This window comes from Luteimonas sp. GW821-FHT14E02, assembly GCF_058803905.1.
This window is the reverse complement of the sequence record NZ_JBXAPK010000010.1, coordinates 120,640-141,001: the sequence shown is the minus strand read 5'-3', so window position 1 is coordinate 141,001 and position 20,362 is coordinate 120,640. Positions and strand designations below refer to the sequence as shown.

The 20,362-nt window shown below is 64.7% G+C and carries 21 protein-coding genes; 4 read left to right on the top strand and 17 right to left on the bottom strand.

Going from position 1 to position 20,362, the window contains the following annotated elements; translation table 11 throughout:
* Positions 1-33 precede the first annotated feature (33 nt).
* Positions 34-1,344 (top strand): sensor histidine kinase, encoded by a 1,311-nt coding sequence (locus AC1RNP_RS16215; protein ID WP_493052316.1) that lies wholly within the window; start codon positions 34-36, stop codon positions 1,342-1,344.
* 36 nt (positions 1,345-1,380) lie between these two features.
* On the opposite strand, the gene glmU is transcribed toward AC1RNP_RS16215, so the two are convergent.
* A complete protein-coding gene (gene glmU / locus AC1RNP_RS16210; RefSeq protein ID WP_493052315.1) occupies positions 1,381-2,748 on the bottom strand; it encodes a bifunctional UDP-N-acetylglucosamine diphosphorylase/glucosamine-1-phosphate N-acetyltransferase GlmU in 1,368 nt (455 codons plus the stop codon).
* A gap of 73 nt (positions 2,749-2,821) precedes the next feature.
* Between glmU and AC1RNP_RS16205 the strand changes: the two genes are divergently transcribed.
* Together AC1RNP_RS16205 and AC1RNP_RS16200 are read left to right on the top strand one after the other, a co-directional pair.
* Positions 2,822-4,825 (top strand): hypothetical protein, encoded by a 2,004-nt coding sequence (locus tag AC1RNP_RS16205; protein ID WP_493052314.1) that lies wholly within the window; start codon positions 2,822-2,824, stop codon positions 4,823-4,825.
* On the top strand, positions 4,822-5,205 hold the full coding sequence (locus AC1RNP_RS16200; protein ID WP_493052313.1) for a GtrA family protein: 384 nt from the start codon (positions 4,822-4,824) through the stop codon (positions 5,203-5,205). Before AC1RNP_RS16205 ends, AC1RNP_RS16200 begins: the two co-directional genes overlap by 4 nt.
* A gap of 66 nt (positions 5,206-5,271) precedes the next feature.
* Here the strand turns inward: AC1RNP_RS16200 and AC1RNP_RS16195 are convergent, their stop codons facing one another.
* The 12 genes from AC1RNP_RS16195 to AC1RNP_RS16140 form a co-directional block, all read right to left on the bottom strand.
* The gene (locus AC1RNP_RS16195; RefSeq protein ID WP_493052312.1) at positions 5,272-5,856 is read right to left on the bottom strand and encodes a hypothetical protein; all 585 of its coding nucleotides are present in this window, start codon (positions 5,854-5,856) and stop codon (positions 5,272-5,274) included.
* 387 nt (positions 5,857-6,243) lie between these two features.
* The gene (locus tag AC1RNP_RS16190; protein WP_493052311.1) at positions 6,244-6,666 is read right to left on the bottom strand and encodes a F0F1 ATP synthase subunit epsilon; all 423 of its coding nucleotides are present in this window, start codon (positions 6,664-6,666) and stop codon (positions 6,244-6,246) included.
* A 41-nt stretch (positions 6,667-6,707) separates the two neighbouring features.
* A complete protein-coding gene (gene atpD / locus AC1RNP_RS16185; RefSeq protein ID WP_493052310.1) occupies positions 6,708-8,144 on the bottom strand; it encodes a F0F1 ATP synthase subunit beta in 1,437 nt (478 codons plus the stop codon).
* 129 nt (positions 8,145-8,273) lie between these two features.
* A complete protein-coding gene (locus AC1RNP_RS16180; RefSeq protein WP_493052309.1) occupies positions 8,274-8,654 on the bottom strand; it encodes a hypothetical protein in 381 nt (126 codons plus the stop codon).
* Between the two features lie 113 nt (positions 8,655-8,767).
* On the bottom strand, positions 8,768-9,631 hold the full coding sequence (gene atpG / locus AC1RNP_RS16175) for a F0F1 ATP synthase subunit gamma (protein WP_226469298.1): 864 nt from the start codon (positions 9,629-9,631) through the stop codon (positions 8,768-8,770).
* An 83-nt stretch (positions 9,632-9,714) separates the two neighbouring features.
* Positions 9,715-11,265, bottom strand: coding sequence for a F0F1 ATP synthase subunit alpha (gene atpA, locus AC1RNP_RS16170; RefSeq protein WP_493052308.1), 1,551 nt, complete (start codon positions 11,263-11,265; stop codon positions 9,715-9,717).
* A 75-nt stretch (positions 11,266-11,340) separates the two neighbouring features.
* Positions 11,341-11,868, bottom strand: coding sequence for a F0F1 ATP synthase subunit delta (locus AC1RNP_RS16165; RefSeq protein WP_493052307.1), 528 nt, complete (start codon positions 11,866-11,868; stop codon positions 11,341-11,343).
* A 3-nt stretch (positions 11,869-11,871) separates the two neighbouring features.
* On the bottom strand, positions 11,872-12,342 hold the full coding sequence (locus tag AC1RNP_RS16160) for a F0F1 ATP synthase subunit B (protein WP_493052306.1): 471 nt from the start codon (positions 12,340-12,342) through the stop codon (positions 11,872-11,874).
* Positions 12,343-12,418: 76 nt separating this feature from the next.
* Entirely contained in the window at positions 12,419-12,694 is a 276-nt protein-coding gene (gene atpE / locus AC1RNP_RS16155) for a F0F1 ATP synthase subunit C (RefSeq protein ID WP_425602552.1), read from the bottom strand.
* A gap of 65 nt (positions 12,695-12,759) precedes the next feature.
* Complete coding sequence (gene atpB / locus AC1RNP_RS16150; protein ID WP_493052305.1) at positions 12,760-13,668, bottom strand: F0F1 ATP synthase subunit A; 909 nt, start codon at positions 13,666-13,668, stop codon at positions 12,760-12,762.
* A 3-nt stretch (positions 13,669-13,671) separates the two neighbouring features.
* On the bottom strand, positions 13,672-14,076 hold the full coding sequence (locus AC1RNP_RS16145) for an ATP synthase subunit I (RefSeq protein WP_493052303.1): 405 nt from the start codon (positions 14,074-14,076) through the stop codon (positions 13,672-13,674).
* A gap of 310 nt (positions 14,077-14,386) precedes the next feature.
* On the bottom strand, positions 14,387-14,662 hold the full coding sequence (locus tag AC1RNP_RS16140) for a hypothetical protein (protein WP_493052302.1): 276 nt from the start codon (positions 14,660-14,662) through the stop codon (positions 14,387-14,389).
* 219 nt (positions 14,663-14,881) lie between these two features.
* Between AC1RNP_RS16140 and AC1RNP_RS16135 the strand changes: the two genes are divergently transcribed.
* The gene (locus AC1RNP_RS16135; protein WP_493052301.1) at positions 14,882-15,703 is read left to right on the top strand and encodes a hypothetical protein; all 822 of its coding nucleotides are present in this window, start codon (positions 14,882-14,884) and stop codon (positions 15,701-15,703) included.
* 48 nt (positions 15,704-15,751) lie between these two features.
* Here AC1RNP_RS16135 and AC1RNP_RS16130 read toward each other — a convergent pair whose 3' ends face one another.
* The 4 genes from AC1RNP_RS16130 to aceF all read right to left on the bottom strand — a co-directional run.
* Positions 15,752-16,651 (bottom strand): DUF6624 domain-containing protein, encoded by a 900-nt coding sequence (locus AC1RNP_RS16130; protein WP_493052300.1) that lies wholly within the window; start codon positions 16,649-16,651, stop codon positions 15,752-15,754.
* The gene (gene lpdA / locus AC1RNP_RS16125) at positions 16,611-18,398 is read right to left on the bottom strand and encodes a dihydrolipoyl dehydrogenase (protein ID WP_493052299.1); all 1,788 of its coding nucleotides are present in this window, start codon (positions 18,396-18,398) and stop codon (positions 16,611-16,613) included. Before lpdA ends, AC1RNP_RS16130 begins: the two co-directional genes overlap by 41 nt.
* Positions 18,399-18,416: 18 nt before the next feature.
* Positions 18,417-19,142 carry an aspartate/glutamate racemase family protein gene (locus tag AC1RNP_RS16120; protein WP_493052326.1) on the bottom strand — a complete coding sequence of 242 codons (726 nt, stop codon included), beginning with the start codon at positions 19,140-19,142 and terminating at the stop codon, positions 18,417-18,419.
* Positions 19,143-19,172: 30 nt separating this feature from the next.
* Positions 19,173-20,362, bottom strand: a 1,190-nt coding sequence (aceF, locus tag AC1RNP_RS16115; protein ID WP_493052298.1) for a dihydrolipoyllysine-residue acetyltransferase, incomplete at its 5' end; no start/stop codon positions are given.

Here is a 20,362-nt window from a genome sequence, read left to right as displayed (position 1 = left end):
GCTCCCTAGCCGCTTCCCCGAGGCCGTCCGACCATGCGCTGGTGGCATCGCTTCCCGCTCAGCCTGATCTATGCCCTGCTCGCCGGCGTCTACATGCTCGCCGCCGTCGCGCTGGCGTTCTGGCTGCAGCAATGGCTGCGCCCCTGGGCGGCGGCACTGGCGGCGATCGCGATCCTGCTTCCGCTGCTCGTCTATCACGTCCGCCGCGCCTTCGCGCCCATGCATTCGCTGTTCCGGGCACTGGCCGGCAGCGTGGCGACCTATCGCGATGGTGACTACAGCTTCGGCCTGTCCTGGCAGGGGCGCGGCGAACTACGCGAACTCGTCGACAGCCACAATCAGCTCGGCGACGTCCTGCGCGAGCAGCGCCTGGCCCTGGTGCAGCGCGAACTGCTGCTCGACACGATGGTGCAGAACACGCCCGTGGCGATGGTGCTGGTCGATCCCGCGCGACGCATCGTGCTCGGCAATCTCGCCGCGCGCAGGATGCTCGGCAACGGCCGGCGGCTCGAAGGCCAATCCTTCGACGCGGTTCTCGCGAACACGAATGCCGCCGTTCGCGAGGCATTCGATCGCGGCGGCGATGGCATGTTCACGGTCGGCGACACCGACAACGAAGACATCTACCACCTATCGCGCCGCCACTTCCGCCTCAACGGCCGCATGCACGAACTGGTGATGCTGCGCCTGCTGACCGCGGAACTGCGCCGACAGGAAGTGCAGACGTGGAAGAAGGTCATCCGCGTGATCAGCCACGAGCTCAACAACTCGCTCGCGCCGATCGCCTCGCTCGCGCATTCCGGCGCCGAACTGCTGCGGCGCGGCCAGCACGAACGCCTGCCGATGGCACTGACCACCATCGAGGAGCGCGCGCGTCACCTCGAAGGCTTCATCCGTGATTACGCCCGCTTCGCCAAGCTGCCATCGCCGCGATTGGAAGCCGTGCCCTGGGCCCCGTTCCTGACGCAACTGCGCAGCCAGGTCGATTTCGTCGCCGATCTGCATCCGGAAGACGGCACCGCCCGCTTCGATGCCGCGCAGATGGAGCAGGCACTGCTGAACCTCCTGAAAAACGCGCATGAATCAGGATCGCAGGCCGGGGAAGTGCGCCTGACGCTACGCCGGTTGCCGGAAGCATGGCGTGTCGAAGTTCTGGATCGCGGCAGCGGCATGAACGAAGCCGTGCTGGCGAACGCGCTGCTGCCGTTCTACTCCACCAAACGGAATGGCACCGGCCTCGGACTTGCGCTGGCGCGCGAGATCGCCGAAGCGCACGGCGGGCGGATTGCCTTGCTTAATCGCGAGGGCGGCGGATTATGTGTTTCGATTGTGTTGCCGGACTGAGCCGCTGTTTCACTCTTCCCGAGAAAAGAAAGAAAGCTACTTCTTCTTCACCGGCCGCTGCCAATGCTCGATTGTGGCCTGCCGCCCTCGCGCCACGGAGAGCTTGCCTTCCGGCGCATCCTTGACGATCACCGAACCGGCACCGATGGTGGCGTTCTTGCCGATGGTCACCGGCGCCACGAGCGCGGAATTGGAACCGATGAAGGCGCCATCCTCGATGGTCGTGGTCGATTTGTTGACGCCGTCGTAATTGCAGGTGATAGTGCCGGCACCGACGTTCACGCCGCTGCCGATCACGGCGTCACCGAGATAAGTCAGATGATTGGCCTTGCTGCCAACGCCGAGCGTGGTGTTCTTGGTTTCCACGAAATTGCCGACGTGCACGCCATCGGCCAGCACCGTGCCCGGCCGCAGCCGCGCGAACGGGCCGATCTGCACCGCGCCCTCGGTGCGCGCGCTGTCGATGTCGCAATGCGCGCGCACTTCGGTGCCCGACGCGAGCGATGCATTGCTGATCCGGCAGAACGGACCGATGCGCACGCCGTCGCCGAGCGTCACCTTGCCCTCGAAGATGGCATCGACATCGATCTCGACATCCCGTCCCACCGTGACTTCACCACGAATATCGACACGCGCGGGGTCGGCGAAACGCGCGCCCTGCACGCATAACGCGCGCACCTGCCGCTGCTGGAACGCGCGCTCGAGCTGCGCCAGCTGCCACGGATCGTTGGCGCCCTCGGTTTCGATTGCATCGCCAACCAACACCATTTCGGCAGCGCTGTATTCGGCCGCCGCCATCGCGAAGACATCCGTGAGGTAGTACTCCCCCTGCGCGTTGTCGTTGGACAGGCGCTGCAGCCAGCCTTTCAGTGCCGTGGCTTCGGCCTTGATGATGCCGGTGTTGACGATACGGATGCGGCGTTGCTCCTCGTCCGCGTCCTTGTGCTCGACGATCGCACCGACGCGGCCTTCGGAATCGCGCACGATGCGGCCGTAGCCGTTCGGATCCCCCAGCTCGGCCACCAGCACGGCCAGGCGTCCTTCCGAGGCCAGCAGCGCACGCAAGGTGGCGGATGTGATGAGCGGGACGTCGCCATACAGCACCAGCACCTGCGCGCCGTCGGGAATGTTCGGGATCGCCTGCTGCACGGCGTGGCCGGTGCCAAGCTGGCGCGACTGCTCCGTCCATTGAAGATCGGCCTGGTCGGCGAAGGCCGCTCGAACCTGATCGCCGCCGTGGCCGTAGACGAGATGAAGTCCGGCCGGCTGCAGTTCCCGCGCCGCCGCGATCACGTGCGCCAGCATCGGCTGCCCGGCGATCTTCTGCAGCACCTTCGGCGTCGACGATTTCATGCGCTTGCCTTCGCCGGCAGCGAGGATCACAACATGCAGGGGCGCGGACATGGGGGATTCCGGAAGGTGTGGGTGGCAGGATTCTAACGTCTGCGACTGTTACGATGCCTGACCCTCTCAGCCCTTGTTGTCGATGATCGAACGCTGGCAACGCGCCTGGCCCGCCCTGCTGATCGCGTCCGGACCGGTGCTGACGATCGCGGCGATCGGGTCGCACCGGCTCTGGACCGCGCTGCCTTGGGAACGTTTCGGCCTGTCGCTGCTGCTGGCGCTGCTGAGCGGATTGCTGGCATGGCCGCTGTGCCGCATCGCGCGCTGGCGGCTGGCATCCGTATTGTTCTGGATCTGGTTCGCCGCGTTGACCCACTTCGCCGGTCCGCTGGCGATGCTTGCCGTCGTACTGATCGCCGCCGCCGCGCTGGCGCTCGGATTGTGCTTCGTCGCGCAAACCGGAATCGCGCTCGCCGTCGGCCTCATGGCGATCGCCGGCTTGACGGGCTGGCTGTTGCTGTTGCCCGTCCATCACGCGTGGATGTGGTGGCCGCTGCTGCTGGCCATCGTCATCTGGCGACACAAGCCCCTGCTGCAATGCTTGCACGGGATGCGAGACGGCTGGCGCGCGAGCGTGGACGCTTCGCCGAAGTGGGCCGCGTTCGCCGTCACACTGCTGGGCCTGGCATCCACCGCCTGCTGGCTGCCAACGATGCAGGCGGACGATCTCACCTATCACCTCGGCCTGCCGTATCACCTGCTCCGTCACGCACGCTATGTGCCGATGCCCGAGCATCAGATCTGGTCGTTCGCGCCATGGGCGGGCGATGTCCTGCAAGGCGTGGCGATGGTCCTGTCGCGCCAGGAAGCGCGCGGCGCGCTGAATGCCTTGTGGATCGCCGTCGCGGCGATGACGCTATGGACCGCGACCACGCGCCTGTCGGCAAGCACACGCGAGCGCTGGGCCTGCATCGCATTGTTCGCGAGCTTCCCGCCGCTGGTGTGGCTCGGCGCGGGCATGCAGACGGAACTTCCCGCGATGGCGGTGCTGATCGCGCTGGCCGCGCTGCTTCTGCCGGAGGTGCGATCGACATCGGGAACCCGCATCTACGCGGCGGCGGCAATCTTCATTGGCGGATTGGCGGCCTTGAAATCCATGCATCTGTGGGCTGCATTGCCATTGCTGGCATACGCAGCCTGGCAACATCGCGCGCATGGGTCGTGGCGCCGGCTTGCGATCGCAGTCGTGATCGCGGTGCTGATCGGTGGATCGAGCTACTGGTTCGCTTGGCGATACACCGGCAATCCCGTGCTGCCGCTGCTCAACTCGTATTTCGCGTCCCCCTACTTCCCTCTGCGCAACTTCGAGGATCCACGCTGGCATGCCGGCGTCTCGCCATTGCTGCCGTGGAACATGACGGTTGATACCGACCGTTACCTCGAAGCCTGGGACGGCGGCATCGGATTCACACTGCTCGCGCTCGCGGGTGCGTGGGTGCTCGCGCTGCTGCGTCGCGATACGCGCGCGTTCGCGATCGCCGCCGTTGCGACGGTCGTGCTGCCGCTGATTCCCTTGCAGTACGCACGCTACGCGTTCCCCGGCATGGTGCTGCTGCTCGTCGCGGTGACGCCGCGTGGCGAAGCCGTTCTGGGACGCGGCTTCGCATGGACGATCGCTGGCATCTGCCTGCTCAATCTCGCGTTCCAGGCGAACTCCGGCTGGACGCACCACTCATCCGCCCTGAAGCGAATCTTGCGCTCCGGCGGCGATGCTGCAACCGTATTGACGCACTACGCTCCGGAACGCATGTTGATCGCCGCCATCCCCGCAGACGACCCCTCGATTGTCCTTGCCGCCGATCCCGCGCGCGGCTATGTCGCCGAGCTCGCCGGTCGTGGCCGTACCGTCTCCCTGCACGATCCCGCGCTCGATGCCGCGCGCGTCGCCGCCGAAGCCGATCCCACCGGCCGACGCTGGCGCGATCTTTTCGCGTCGACGCGTGCGGGCTGGATCATCGTGACGCCCGCCGCCAGCGCCGCATTGCGCAAGGCGATCACCGGCACCGCCGCCACGCGCGTCGAACGGATCGGTGACGCCGAACTCTGGCGGATACCATCCGTGGCCAACACGCCATGAGCCTCAAGCGCCAAGGCAGCTACTACCTGATCATCGGCGGCATCCAGTGGCTGCTCGACTGGGCTGTGATGGTGACACTGACCCACTTCGGCGTTCCGATCGCACTCGCCAACATCGCCGGCCGCATCTGCGGCGCGCTGCTCGGCTACTGGCTCAATGGCCGCTTCACCTTCGCCGGCGAGGACACCACGCTCGGCCGCACCCAGCTGCAGCGCTTCGTGATGATGTGGCTATGCACGACGGCCGCGAGCACCTGGGCGATGGGCGCGATCGAAAGCCATCTCGGATTGCGCTGGGCGTGGCTGGCGAAACCGGGGGTCGAGGCGGCGCTCGCGCTGGTTGGCTTCCTCGTATCGCGACACTGGGTCTACAAACGCTGAGAAATGCTTATTGAAACGCCGGGAGCCTCGCAATCATCGAAGGCTCCCGGCGCGTCGGTTCACACGTCAGAAGTTCTGGACGATCAACTCACCGTGGTAGTCGTGAGCATCGTTGCCTTTGACCTGCAGCGTTTGCCCAAGACAGGCGCTGTCATAGGTGTTGGCGAACATCACCACGTTGAAATAGGCGTTCTGAACCAGCGGATCGCCCTGCTTGTGCTGATATGCCGATGTTTGCGAGACCGAGTGATTGATTCCCTCGTCCTCTTCCAGCGGCAGGTTCGCAGGCGCGCTCGGCCTTTCCGGCAAATCCACCACGGCATAGCGCGTCACGAAGAAACCTTCGGTGCTGGTCGGGCTGTTCGCGCGAACAACGTAGTAACCGAGGCGAACCGTGCCCGCACACCGCTTGGTGAGCCCAACCTGGAAACTCGTATTCACGAAGTTGGGCCGATCGTAGATCAGGTTGAGTGGTCCGACGCTGTAGATCACCCGCCGTTCCGGCGGCGTGGTCCATCCATAGCTGATCGGAATCTCCAGATTTTTTTCGGCGACGGTTCTGTAGAGCCCCGGAAACCTGGGCTCGGCCTGCACGGAAGCGGCACAAAGCGTCGCCAGCGCGATCAGGAATAACTTCGACTTACTGAACATGATGGGCCTCATTGAATGGAATCAGGCCGTCGCGCCAGCACGACGGCATCGGTAATTCCTGCGTGGCCCCCTGTCTTACTCACCCGTGCGCGGGAAACGAGAATGAAGTACCTGGAATCGGCAAAACCACTCCGCTTCTGGCTGCCGGCGTCCCCATCCCCGTGATGCGGATTTTCACCTTTTGCGAACGACCGCGACGCTTAACGCGCGTGACGCTGATTGCAAATCAATCATTCTCACGCTCTTCACAATCCTGACCATCGTTGTGATGCAAGTAACGACTTGGAATTCTTCGTGACGCGGCGATGACGTTCTCGTTTTGAATACGGGAGCTGAAAAGAAAAACGCCGGCGGGCGCCGGCGTTTTTCTTCGAAGAGGACGGAACGTCAATGCTTCATGTTCTTGCGCAGACGCTCCAGCGCCTGCAGCTGCGCCAGGCTCATGGCCAGCTGCTGTTCGGCCTCTTCCACGCTCATCTTCGCGTCTTTCTGCGCCAGCACGCGCTCGGCTTCTTCCATGGCCGCGCGCACGGCGGCTTCATCGATGTCCTGCGCGCGCACGGCGGTGTCGGCGAGGATCGTCACCAGCTGCGGCTGCACCTCGAGGATGCCGCCGGAGATGGCGAAGTCGATGGTGGTGCCGCCGGGCTGCGTCACGACCACCTTGCCCGGCTTCAGGCGCGTGATCAGCGGCGCGTGACGCGGCGCGATGCCGAGTTCGCCCATTTCGCCGGTGGCGACGATCATTTCCGCCTCGCCGTGGAAGATTTCCTGTTCGGCACTGACGATGTCACAACGGATGGTGGACATGTTTCCTCGCTTGATCCGAGCCTGGATTGGAAGCTAGCCGCTTAGGCGGCGAGCTTCTTGGCCTTCTCGATGGCTTCTTCGATGCCGCCGACCATGTAGAACGCCTGCTCCGGCAGGTGGTCGCATTCACCGTCGACGATCATCTTGAAGCCGCGGATGGTGTCCTTCAGCGACACGTACTTGCCGGGCGCGCCGGTGAACACCTGGGCCACGGTGAAGGGCTGCGAGAAGAAGCGTTCGATCTTGCGGGCGCGCGAAACGGCCTGCTTGTCTTCTTCCGACAGCTCGTCCATGCCGAGGATGGCGATGATGTCCTTCAGTTCCTTGTACTTCTGCAGCGTGGCCTGCACGCGGCGCGCAGTGTCGTAGTGCTCGTTGCCGATCACGTTCGGGTCGAGCTGGCGGCTGGTCGAGTCCAGCGGATCCACCGCCGGGTAGATGCCGAGCGCGGCGATGTTACGCGACAGCACGACGGTCGCGTCCAAGTGCGCGAAGGTGGTGGCCGGCGACGGGTCGGTGAGGTCGTCCGCGGGCACGTACACGGCCTGGATCGAGGTGATCGAACCGGTCTTGGTGGAGGTGATGCGTTCCTGCAGCACGCCCATTTCCTCGGCGAGCGTGGGCTGGTAGCCCACCGCCGACGGCATGCGGCCCAGCAGCGCCGACACTTCGGTGCCGGCCAGGGTGTAGCGGTAGATGTTGTCGACGAAGAACAGCACGTCGCGGCCCTTGCCGGAAGCGTCCTTCTCGTCGCGGAAGTATTCGGCCATGGTCAGACCGGTCAGCGCGACGCGCAGGCGGTTGCCCGGCGGCTCGTTCATCTGGCCGTACACCATCGCCACCTTCGACTCGGACAGGTTGTCCGGCTTGATGACGCCCGACTCGATCATTTCGTGGAAGAAGTCGTTGCCTTCGCGGGTACGCTCGCCCACGCCGGCGAACACCGACAGACCACTGTGCTCGGTCGCGATGTTGTTGATCAGCTCGAGCATGTTCACCGTCTTGCCCACGCCGGCGCCGCCGAACAGGCCGACCTTGCCGCCCTTGGCGAACGGGCACATCAGGTCGATCACCTTGATGCCGGTTTCCAGCAGCTCGTTGGCCGAGGCCTGGTCTTCGTAGCTTGGCGCGGCGCGGTGGATTTCCCAGTGATCCTTGGTTTCGATCGGGCCGACTTCATCGATCGGCTCGCCGAGCACGTTCATGATGCGGCCCAGCGTGCCCACGCCGACCGGCACCGATACGGCCTTGCCGGTGTTCTCGGCGATCAGGTTGCGCTTCAGGCCGTCGGTGGAGCCGAGCGCGATGGCGCGCACGATGCCGTCGCCGAGCTGCTGCTGCACTTCCAGCGTGATCGCGGTGTTCTGCACCTTCAGGGCGTCATAGACCCTCGGCACGCTCTCGCGCGGGAACTCGACGTCGACGACGGCGCCGATGATCTGGACGATCTTGCCCTGGGTGGTGGCGGTGGTAGTCATGTCACTGGCTCGCTTTATCAAAAGTATTCGGGTGTTTGGCAAAACCGCTTCGCGGTATATGCAGCTTTGCCAAACATCCGGGTGATGTCCCCGCCCGCTTGTGGCGGACGGGGACCGGAAATCACGCGATTACTCGCACTTCAGCATCGTCGCCGTCTGCGAGAACTGGTCGTTCGCGCTCTTGCAGACCGGGCCCAGCTGGCTCTTGTCGGCCATCTGGTTCCACTGCGTTTCGGCCTGGGCGATCGCCTGGTCGAACGCCTGCACGGCGGCCGGGTTGCCGGCCTTGGTGAAGCAGGCCTTGGCGCGGGCGAGGTAGTCCTGGCATTCCTTCGGCAGGCTCGCACCGACAGCGGCGGCAGGCGCAGCAGCAGGTTCGGTCGTGCCGGCGGCAGGCGCGGCGGCCGTGTCGGCAGCCGGAGTGGCGGCGGCATCAGCGGCAGGCGCTTCTTCCTTCTTGCATGCGGCGAGGGCGGCGCAGAGCGCGATCGCGATCACAAGCTTGTTCATGGTGTCTCTCCTTAGTTCTTTGGGATGTCGCTGCGGGTGGAACCAGTGCGCAAGGCAATCGAACGCTCAACCACCAGATCCGCCGCTTGCGCGGGCGACAGTCCAGTTAAACATCAAACCGCGGCGGCGCCGCCGACGATCTCGGAAATCTCCTGCGTGATCGCCGCCTGACGAGCCTTGTTGTAGACCAGGTTCAGCGTGCCGATCAGCTTGGTGGCGTTGTCGCTGGCGGCCTTCATCGCCACCATGCGCGCTGCGTGTTCGGAAGCGACGTTCTCCATCACCGCCTGGTACACCAGCGATTCGACGTAGCGCGTGAGCACGTGCTCGAGCACGGTCTGCGCGTCGGGTTCGTAGATGTAATCCCAGTCGTGGTGGGCGATCTGCGTGTCCGAAGCCGGCAGCGGCAGCAACTGATCGAACGCCGCGCGCTGCGTCATCGTGTTGACGAAGTCGTTGTAGCTCAGGAACACCTTGTCGATCTTGCCGGAGCTGTACGCATCCAGCATCACCTTGATCACGCCGACCAACTGCTCGACATGCGGCGTGTCGCCCAGATGCGTCACCGTCGCCAGCATGTTGACCTTGATGCGACGGAAGAACACCGACGCCTTCTGGCCGATCGTGACCACGTCGACCTCGACGCCCTGCTCCTGCCACTTGCGGAACTCGAGCAGCAACTTGCGGAACAGGTTGTTGTTGAGGCCGCCGGCGAGGCCGCGATCGGAGGAGACGATGATGTAGCCGACGCGCTTGATCTCCTTGCGCTCGACCAGGTACGGATGCTGGAACTCGGAATTGGCCTGCGCCAGATGGCCGATCACCTGCTTCATGGCGCGCGCATACGGACGCGAGGCCTTCATGCGGTCCTGCGCCTTGCGGATCTTGGAGGCCGAGACCATTTCCAGCGCGCGCGTCACCTTGCGGGTGTTCTGCACGCTCTTGATCTTGGTTTTGATTTCTCTGCCGCCTGCCATCTTTCGCTCGCTCTACACGTTCTCGTAGGGTGGGCCTTGGCCCGCCGTTTCCCGCGATGGTGGGCCAAGGCCCACCCTGCGGATTACCAGCTGCCGGTCTTCTTGAACTCTTCGATGCCCTTCTTGAACCCGGCTTCGATCTCGTCGTTCCAGTCGCCGCTGTCGTTGATCGACTTGATCAGGTCGCCCGCGGTGTTGGAGAAGTGCGCGTGCAGGGCTTCCTCGAAAGCACCGATCTTGTTCACCGGCACGTCGTCCATGTAGCCCTTGTCGACCGCGTAGATCGACAGCGACTGCTCGGCCACCGACATCGGCGCGTACTGCTTCTGCTTCATCAGCTCGGTCACGCGCTGACCGCGCTCCAGCTGCTTGCGGGTGGCTTCGTCGAGGTCCGAGGCGAACTGGGCGAACGCCGCCAGCTCGCGGTACTGGGCGAGCGCGATACGGATGCCGCCCGAGAGCTTCTTCATGATCTTGGTCTGGGCCGCGCCACCCACGCGCGACACCGAGATACCGGCGTTCACGGCCGGGCGGATACCGGCGTTGAACAGGTCGGTCTCGAGGAAGATCTGGCCGTCGGTGATCGAGATCACGTTGGTCGGCACGAACGCGGACACGTCACCGGCCTGCGTTTCGATGATCGGCAGCGCGGTCAGCGAACCGGTTTTGCCCTTCACGGCGCCCTCGGTGAACTTCTCCACGTACTCCTCGTTGACGCGCGCGGCGCGTTCGAGCAGGCGGCTGTGCAGGTAGAACACGTCACCCGGATACGCTTCGCGGCCCGGCGGACGGCGCAGCAGCAGCGAGATCTGGCGGTAGGCCACGGCCTGCTTGGACAGATCGTCGTAGATGATCAGCGCGTCTTCGCCGCGGTCGCGGAAGTATTCGCCCATGGTGCAGCCGGAGTAGGCGGCGATGTACTGCATCGCGGCCGATTCGGAAGCCGAAGCGGCGACGACAATGGTGTGCGCCATCGCGCCGTGCTCTTCCAGCTTGCGGACGACGTTGGCGATCGAGCTGTTCTTCTGGCCGATCGCGACGTAGATGCACTTAACGCCGGTGCCCTTCTGGTTGATGATCGCGTCCACCGCGACGGCGGTCTTGCCGGTCTGGCGGTCACCAATGATCAGCTCACGCTGGCCGCGGCCGATCGGAATCATCGAGTCGATGGCCTTGTAGCCGGTCTGCACCGGCTGCGCCACCGACTTGCGCGCGATCACGCCAGGCGCGACCTTTTCCACCGGCGAGGTGACGGCGGCGTTGATCGGACCCTTGCCGTCGATCGCCTCACCCAGCGCGTTGACGACGCGGCCGAGCAGTTCGGGGCCGGTCGGCACTTCGAGGATGCGGCCGGTGGTCTTGGCGATGTCGCCTTCGCGCAGGTGCTCGTAGTCGCCGAGCACCACGGAGCCGACCGAGTCGCGTTCCAGGTTCAGCGCGAGCGCAAAGGTATTGTTCGGCAGTTCGATCATTTCGCCCTGCATCACGTCGGCGAGGCCGTGGATGCGCACGATGCCGTCGGACACGGAAGTGACCGTGCCTTCGTTGCGCGCCTCGGCGGCCAGCTTGACCTTCTCGATGCGGGTCTTGATCAGTTCGCTGATTTCGGACGGGTTGAGCGTGGTGGTTGCCATCTTGATTTCCCAATGTAGGGTGGGCCTTGGCCCACCATCGCGTTCGGTGGGCCAGGGCCCACCCTACGTGTTTTGTCAGTTGGTCAGCGCGGACTGCAGTCGCGAGAGCTTGCCGCGCAGCGAACCGTCGATGACCACGTCGCCTGCGTCGATCAGCGCACCGCCGATCAGCGATTCGTCGATCGCCGTCTCGACTTCGACCTCGCGGCCGAAGCGCTTCTTCAGCGCGGCCTTGATGGTGTCGAGTTCGCCGGCCGGCAGCGTCGTGGCCGAGGTGATCTTCGCCTTGACGATGTGCTCGGCTTCCGCACGCAACTCCTCGAACAGGCCGGCGATTTCCGGCAGCAGCGCGAGGCGACGGTTGTCGAACAGGAGCGCGAGGAAGTTGCCGAAAGTCTCGGAAGCACCGTCCGGCGAGAGCAGCGTCACCGCGTCGGCATTGGTCAGCTTCGGATTGCCGAGCAGCACCGAGACTTGCGGATCAGCGGCGACGCGCGCGGCGAAGCCGAGCGCGTTCGACCAGTCGGCGTACTTACCGCCGTCCCGCGCGAGCGAGAAAGCGGCGCGGGCGTACGGTCGAGCGAGCGTGAGGGCCTGGCTCATCGATCAGATCTCTGCGGCCAGTTCGTCGAGCAGCGCCTTGTGGGCGTTGGCGTCGATTTCGCGGCGCAGCAACTTCTCGGCACCGGTGACGGCCAGCGACGACACCTGCTTGCGCAGATCCTCGCGGGCGCGGTTGGTGCTCGCCACGATCTCGCTCTCGGCCAGCGCCTTCTGGCGCGCGCCTTCGGCGATCGCCTCGTTCTTGGCCGCGTCGATGATCTGATTGGCGCGCTGATGCGCCTGCTCGATGATCTCGTTGGCCTTGACGCGGGCCGCCTTCAGCTCTTCGTTGACCTTCTCTTCCGCCTGCGCCAGCGCTTTCTGGCTGTTGTCGGCGGCGGCGAGGCCTTCGGCGATTTTCTGCTGGCGCTCTTCGATGGCCCCGATGATGTGCGGCCAACCGAACTTCATCACCATCCACGCCACCGCGAAGAACGCGAGGCCCTGGACGACGAATGTCAGATTGATATCCATTGCGTGCTCCTGGCGCCGACGGCCCAATGCCATCGGCGATTGCCTGACCGCCGGCTGTGACGCCGGCAGTTCCCGATTAGGCGCCGAGCGCCGAGAGGAACGGGTTGGCGAAGATCAGCAGCAGGGCAATGGCGACGCCGATGATCGGCACCGCGTCGAGCAAGCCGGCGACGATGAACATCTTGGTCTGCAGCATCGGGGTCAGCTCAGGCTGGCGGGCCGAACCCTCGAGGAACTTGCCGCCGAGGATGGCGAAGCCAATGGCGGTGCCAAGGGCGCCCAGGCCGATCAGAAGGCCGGCGGCGATGACGGTGAACTTCATCACTTCGGCGATGAGGGCTGCGTTTTCCATGGTGTGCTCCGTGTTGCGCTAGATGAAAAGAAACTGTGGATGGGTTTGAAACGAAAGCGAAGAAATCAGTGGCTCTCTGCCGCCATGCTCAGGTAGACGATGGTCAGCATCATGAAGATGAACGCTTGCAGCGTGATCACCAGAATGTGGAACGCCGTCCAGACGAAGCCGGAGATGAACTGCAGCGGCGCCATGATGTAGGTCATGCCGCTGCTGAAGGCAGCATTCCAGGTCATCAGCGCGATCAGGATGAAGATCAGCTCGCCCGCATACATGTTGCCGAACAGTCGCAACGTGAGGCTGAGCGGACGCACCAGCTCCTCGATCACGCGCAGCAGCAGGTTGAACGGCGCAAGCAGCACGATGCCGACCGGACCGCTGGCGTGGAACGGCGCGGTGAAGGCTTCCTTGGTGAAGGTGCCGAGGCCCTTGTGACCGATGCCGAACACCTGGATCAGCAGGAACACCGTCAGCGACAGGCCGAGCGTGGTGTTGAGGTCGGCGGTGGGCACCACGCGCAGGTAGGCGTGGTGGGGATCGTTGCCGGCCAGCTCATGGCCCTTCATCCAGGCGCCCGGCAGCCAGTCGACCGGGATCATGTCCATGAAGTTCATCAGGAACACGAGGCAGAAGATGGTCAGTGCCAATGGCGCGATCAGCTTGCTGCGGCCGTGGAAGGTCTCGCGCACCATGCCGTCGACGAAGCCGACGATCGATTCGATGAACGCCTGGAACTTGCCGGGGACGCCGGCGGTGGCGCGGCGGGCGGTCGTCAGGAAGATGATGAGGAACAGCCCGGCCAGCAGTACCGTGAAAAAAATGGTGTCCAGGTTCAGCGTCATGAATGCGCTGTCCCCGACCTTGAACTGGAGATGGTGCAGATGGTGCTGGATGTATTGGGTGGCGCCACCGCTGGACTCGACAGCTTGTCCGGCGGCGTGCTCGGTGGCTTGACCCGTATGTTCGACAGTCACGCTTTAACCCTTCCGGTTTCGATTACGTCTTTCGCTACGTCCCCAGGACGGGGCATTCAATGCAAACAAATACGCCAGCAGCCCGATCGCCAACCCCGCCAGCAAGGGCAGCGGCGGTAGCCGCCAGATCGCGAAAGCGGCGACGAACGCCACGAACACGATCCCCCATTTGGCCATCGCCCCCAGCAGCAGCCTGCCGAACGCGACCCGGGCCGGAACGATGCCGCCCAGCGCCATCCAGGCCGCCAGGGCATTGCCCAATGCCACCGCCAGCCCCCCGATCCCCGCCGCCAGTGCGGCACGCGGCCCCAGCAGGAGGAAGCCCAGAGCCACCAGACCAGAGGTCAGGGCCTGGACGGCCGCCGCGCGCAGTGCGGTTCGGCGTCCCGCGGCGATGGGATCGTGCACGCGAGTCACCTGTTCGGCTTGCGGGGCTGCCTGTCGGAGCATGCTGGCGGGACCGGCCGTTAAGAGCCGAAAGACGATAAATCTGGCTCAAACCGGTCCTGCGAAGCCGTAAAAGTATAGCAGCCGCTCATTTTCAGCGGCAACTGCGGAAAGGCCTGCCCCAGGCGCCCTCGGGGCGTTCGTGGGGCCCTGAACGCCCGGCCAGGGCTCCGGCCGGGGTAAGGACACCGGGTCAATGCGGCGGCGAGGTGGCCCCCGCCCGCGATTTCCGGAGATTCGCGGAAACGGGAACCTTTCCCGTTTCCGCCGGTCAGTTCATGCCGAGGCCTGCTCCCCGCTTCCTCGTCGAATCTGCCAGCAGGCCCCCGAAGCCCCGGTGCTCTCTGCCGGGGCTTCTTCTTTTCCATTCCCCATCGATCTCCGGACGCTCATCAGGGCGATCGGTGATCTTCAGGCATGGCGCGACAAAGCTGCCGACGATCTCGCTCACCATCGGATCTTCGCGACATCGATGCGCGGCGATCACATCGCGCTCTTGATCGATCACATGCATCGAGCGTCGCACACACATGCTGAAACGTGCCACACGTCACTCGATACGCGACATTCGAATCGCCTCACCAATACGAACACTCGCGATGCATCTCGATCGGGATCACACATCACCACTCGGCACAAGTGCACGCGATATGCAGTGGTTCAGTCTGCATGCGTATGTTTCACGCAGAGTGAACCTTCGCCTTGCGATTAATTGCGCTCGGCAATTCACGAAGGAATTGCATCCCCCACATTCCGGAGCAACCCTGTGAGCCATCCCCTCAAAATCATTCCGCTTGCCATCGCTATCGCCGGCGCGACGACCGCCTGGAGCGCACACGCGCAGGAAGACGCCGACCGTTTCACGCTGCGCCTCGGCGCGATGCAGGCCGAGGCCGAAAGCCAGTTCAAGGGCACCGTCAACTTCGCCGGCGACACCTATCGCTACACCGGCGATCGCCTCGATCTCGGCGATGAAACCGTGCCGCGCGTGGAAGGCGTCTTCCGCATCTTCGATCGCAACCGTTTGCTGTTCAACTACTTCAACTACGACAAGGACAAGCGCCATACGCAGGGCGAGGACGTCGTACTCGGCGACGTTTCCATTCCCGCGGGCAGCTTCGCCAAGACCAAGACCGAATTCGATCTGGCCAGCCTCGTCTACGACTACGCCATCGTCGAAACACCGACCACCAGCTTCGGCCTGCAACTCGGCGCCGAATGGGTGCGCCTGAAGGCACGCGTGTACGCCGAAACCGCTGGCGGCGCCAACAGCTATGAAGGCAAGGAAAGCGAGAGCGGCTACGCGCCCGTGGTCGGCCTGCGCTTCTCCGCCAACACCGCGGACAGGAAGTGGGGCTTCACGGTGCAGGGCCAGTACCTCGACGCCGACTGGGGCAACTTCGACGACTACAGTGGCGACATCACGCGCGCCAACGCCCTGGTCGAGTATCGCTTCACGCCGCACTTCGGCCTGTACGCGGGCTACGACTGGTTCAAGCTCGACGTCAATCGCCATTACGGCGACGGCACCGTCGGGCTGGATCAGCGCTTCAAGGGGCCGATCGCGGGCGTGACGCTGGCGTTCTGAGCCTGTTGATCAGCACTGTCGCGCGAATCCCATTCCGGGCGGCAGCATCTAAAAATCCAGCAGAATGCCGGTGGCATCACCGGCATTCTGCCGGGCGCACGATTCCAACTCGGCTGGTATCAGCTTCAACGCGGCACGCCGGGCTTCCAGCCCCGCAAGATCATCGATCGGCAAACGCACGACCAGACCATTGTCCCGCCGCTCGAATTGCGTGCCGAAGCGTTGATGCCGCCCTTGCTGGATCAACTCCCGATCGATGAACTCCGCGATTTCCCGGCCGCGGAAGGAGCCGCTGACTCCCTCCTGCGCAATCTGTTCAGCGGCGCGCAGCTGGAATTGCCGATCCTGCCAGGCACTTCTCACGAGGCCCCAGACCGCCTCCATGCCATCGGTGCCGACCAAAGCAGCGGTCGGGAAGCCATATTGCCGGATGATGTCCTGCAGACGCAGCACGTCCGGACTGAGTTTCGAGAGCGAATCGTTCGCTGGCGTATTCGTGGCACTAGCCGCCGCGGCGGCCGCAGCGGCCGCTGCATCGTTACCAGCCGCTGCATCGTCAATCGCGGCGTCAGCGGCGACTTGAGCGGCAGCGGCATCAGCGGCGGTTTGAGCGGCGGCGGCAGCTGCCTGTGCGGCGTATTCCGCCGAAAGATCTCCGCCTCCGGCCATGCGCAGCAATTCCTCGCGCAATTTCGGATTGCTGGGAGGAACCAGCGATGCTTGACGCGCCTGACGCCGACGTTCGGCGCCCGCGCGAATCCACTCATTCGCGCCGGGGCAACTCGCGATGTCATCCATCGAAATCATCGTCGGAAGCACCACATGCGCCCGGGCGACAAGCGCAGCAAACGAAGCCGCCAAACCCAAACAAAGCGCAGCGGCGAAACTCCGCGCCATGCCGTATCGATCAGCGTTTTTTCGGAATATAGAGATCGGTGATCGTTCCATCGAAAACCTCCGCGGCCATGCCGACCGATTCGCTCAAGGTCGGGTGCGGATGGATCGTATGCCCGATGTCGGCCACCTCACAACCCATCTCGATGGCCAGCGCGGTCTCGGCGATCAGGTCACCGGCATGCACGCCGACGATGCCGGCGCCGAGAATGCGGTGCGTGGCCTCGTCGAAGATCAGTTTGGTGAAACCTTCGGTGCGGCCGATGCCAATCGCGCGGCCGCTGGCCGCCCACGGAAACTTGCCAACGCCGATCTTCAGGCCCTTCGCCTTGGCCTCGGTTTCGGTGACGCCGACCCAGGCGATTTCCGGATCGGTGTAGGCCACCGACGGGATCACGCGCGCCACCCATTCTTTCTTCTCGCCCGCCGCGACTTCAGCCGCCAGCTTGCCTTCGTGGGTGGCTTTGTGCGCGAGCATCGGCTGGCCGATGATGTCGCCGATGGCGAAGATGTGCGGCACGTTGGTGCGCATCTGACGATCGACGTCGATGAAGCCGCGCTCGCCGACGCGCACGCCGGCCTTCTCCGCGTCGATCTTCTTGCCGTTGGGCGCACGGCCAACCGCGACGAGCACGCGGTCGAATATTTTGTCGGCCGGCTCGCTCGCACCCTCGAAGGTGCAGGCGATGCCGTCCTTCTGCGCCTTGGCCTCGACCACCTTGGTTTTCAGATGCACGGCGACGGCCTGCTTTTTCAGGCGATCGGCGAGCGGCTTGACCAGATCCGGATCGGCGCCCGGCATCAGCTGTTCGGCCAGCTCGACCACGGTCACGGCGCTGCCGAGCGCGCGGTAGACCGTCGCCATCTCCAGGCCGATGATGCCGCCACCAACGACCAGCAGTTTCTTCGGCACGTCGGCCAGTTCGAGCGCATCGGTGGAATCCATCACACGCGGGTCGTCCCACGGGAAGCTCGGCAGTTTCAGCGCCTGCGAACCGGCGGCGATGATGCATTGCTCGAAGCGCAGCAGCTGCGTCTTGCCATCGTCGCCCGTGATTTCGAGTTCGTTGGGCGAAACGAACTTCGCCGAACCGGTCACCACGCGCACCTTGCGCTGCTTCGACATGCCGGCCAGGCCCTTGGTGAGCTGACCGACGACCTTTTCCTTGTAGCTGCGCAGCTTGTCGAGCGTGATCGTCGGCTTGCCGAAATCCACGCCGTAGTCGGTCGCATGCGCGGCCTCGTCGATCACCGCCGCCGCATGCAGCAGCGCCTTGGAAGGAATGCAGCCGACATTGAGGCAGACGCCGCCAAGCTGCGCGTAGCGCTCGATCAGCACCGTATCGAGTCCGAGGTCGGCGGCGCGGAACGCGGCGGTGTAGCCGCCGGGGCCGGCGCCGAGCACGACGATGCGGCATTCGATGTCCGCCTGCTTGCCGCTGGACGCCGCCGCTTGCGGCGCGGCTGGGACCGATTCCGCTGGCTTGGCCAGTGAAGGCGTGATCGGCGGCTGCGAGGCCGGCGCTTCTTTCGGCGCCGCCGCTGGTGCGGCAGTGGCGCCATCCGTGCCTTCCAACACCACGACCACCGTTCCTTCCGACACGGTGTCGCCGATCTTTACTTTCAATTCCTTGACCACGCCCGCGCTCGAGGCCGGCACTTCCATCGTCGCCTTGTCCGATTCCAGCGTGATCAGACCTTGATCCTTGGTGACCGTGTCGCCCACGGCGACCAGCACTTCGATCACAGGTATGTCACTGAAATCGCCGATGTCTGGGACCTTGATGTCGATGGTGGCCATCTCAACTCCTGGGGGATGTCAGACGGCGCGTCTTTGCGGCTGCACGGCTTCGGAAGCCGTCAGCGCCCAGTCGGCCGCGTATTCTGCGTGGATGGAGGCGGTGTCGAACAACGGCACCGCGCTGTCGGAGGCGTCGACCAGCAATCCGATCTCGGTGCAGCCGAGGATCACCGCCTGCGCGCCGCGCGCGACCAGATCCGCGATGATCGCGCGGTAGGCCGCGCGGGAATCGGGCCGGCATTCGCCGAGGCACAACTCATCGTAGATGATCCGGTGCACGATCTCGCGCTGCGCGTCGTCGGGCACCAGCGGGGTCAGCCCGAGGTGCTCCAGGCGCCCGCGATAAAACTCTTGTTCCATGGTGAAGCGCGTGCCGAGCAGCCCCACCTGCGTGACGCCGGCTTCGCGAATCCGCTGTGCGGTCGCATCGGCGATGTGCAGCACGGGAATGCCGATCGCCGGTTCGATCTGCGGCAGCACCCGATGCATGGTGTTGGTGCAGATCACCAGCGCCTCGGCACCCGCGCGCTCCAGTGCTTGCGCCGCGTCGGCGAGCAGCTGGCCGGCCTGGTTCCAGTCGCCGCGATGCTGCAGCGCTTCGATCTCGGCGAAATCGACGCTATACAGCAACAGCTTCGCCGAATGCAGGCCGCCCAGGCGCTCGCGCACGCGCTCGTTGATGGCGCGGTAGTACGGAATCGTCGATTCCCAGCTCATGCCGCCGAGCAAGCCGATGGTGCGCATGCTCATGACAGGATGTTCACGGCCGCAGGCTCACAGCAGCACACGGCGCATGTCGCCAAGCAGCTGCGCCAGGAACGCGGTGAAGCGCGCGGCGGCGGCGCCGTCGATGACACGGTGATCGTAGGACAGCGACAGCGGCAGGATCAGGCGCGGCGCGAACTGCTTGCCGTCCCACACCGGCTTGGTCGCCGACTTGGAGACGCCGAGGATCGCCACTTCCGGCGCGTTGACGATCGGCGTGAACGCCGTGCCGCCGATGCCGCCGAGCGAGCTGATCGAGAAACAGCCGCCGCTCATCTCGCCCGGTGTGAGCTTGCCGTCGCGGGCCTTCTTCGCCAGTTCGGAAGTTTCCTGCGCGATCTCGATCACGCCCTTCTTGTCGACGTCGCGCACCACCGGCACCACCAGCCCGTTCGGCGTGTCCGCGGCGAAGCCGACGTGGAAGTACTTCTTCAGCGTGAGATTCTCGCCGCTGGCGTCGAGCGAGGCGTTGAAGTCGGGATACTTTTTCAGGCCGGCGACGCTGGCCTTCATCAGGAAGGCAAGCATGGTCAGCTTGATGCCGGCCTTCTCGTTTTCCTTGTTGAGCTGTACGCGGAGTTCTTCCAGATCGGTGATGTCGGCATCGTCGTGCTGGGTGACGTGTGGGATCATCGCCCAGTTGCGCGCCAGGTTGGCGCCGGAGATCTTCTTGATCTTCGACAGCGGCTTGACCTCGGTCTCGCCGAACTTGCTGAAGTCGATCTTCGGCCAAGGCAACAGATTCAATCCGCCGCCCAACGCGGGCGTGGCACCAGCCGCTGCCGGCGCACCGCCTTGCAGCGCGCCCTTGACGTATTGCTGGACGTCTTCCTTGGTGATGCGGCCACCGCGCGCGCTGCCCTTCACCTTCAACAGGTCGACGCCGAGTTCGCGCGCGAACAGGCGCACAGCCGGGCTCGCGTAGGGCACCTTGTCGGGCAGCAGCGCTTCGGCGTCGAAACGCACTGGCGGCAGGCCCGCGCCCATCGGAGCAGCCGCACTGTCCGCCGCGCGCGTGGCTTCGGCCTGCGGTTTCGCGGCCGGCGTCTCAGTTTTCTCGGCGGGCTTGGGCGCGGAGGCCGCTGCGGGCGCCGGCTGCGCATCGGCGCTCGCCGCTGTTTCGATGATCGCAACAGTGCGTCCTTCGGACACGGTGTCGCCGATCTTCACCTTCAATTCCTTGACGACGCCCGCGAACA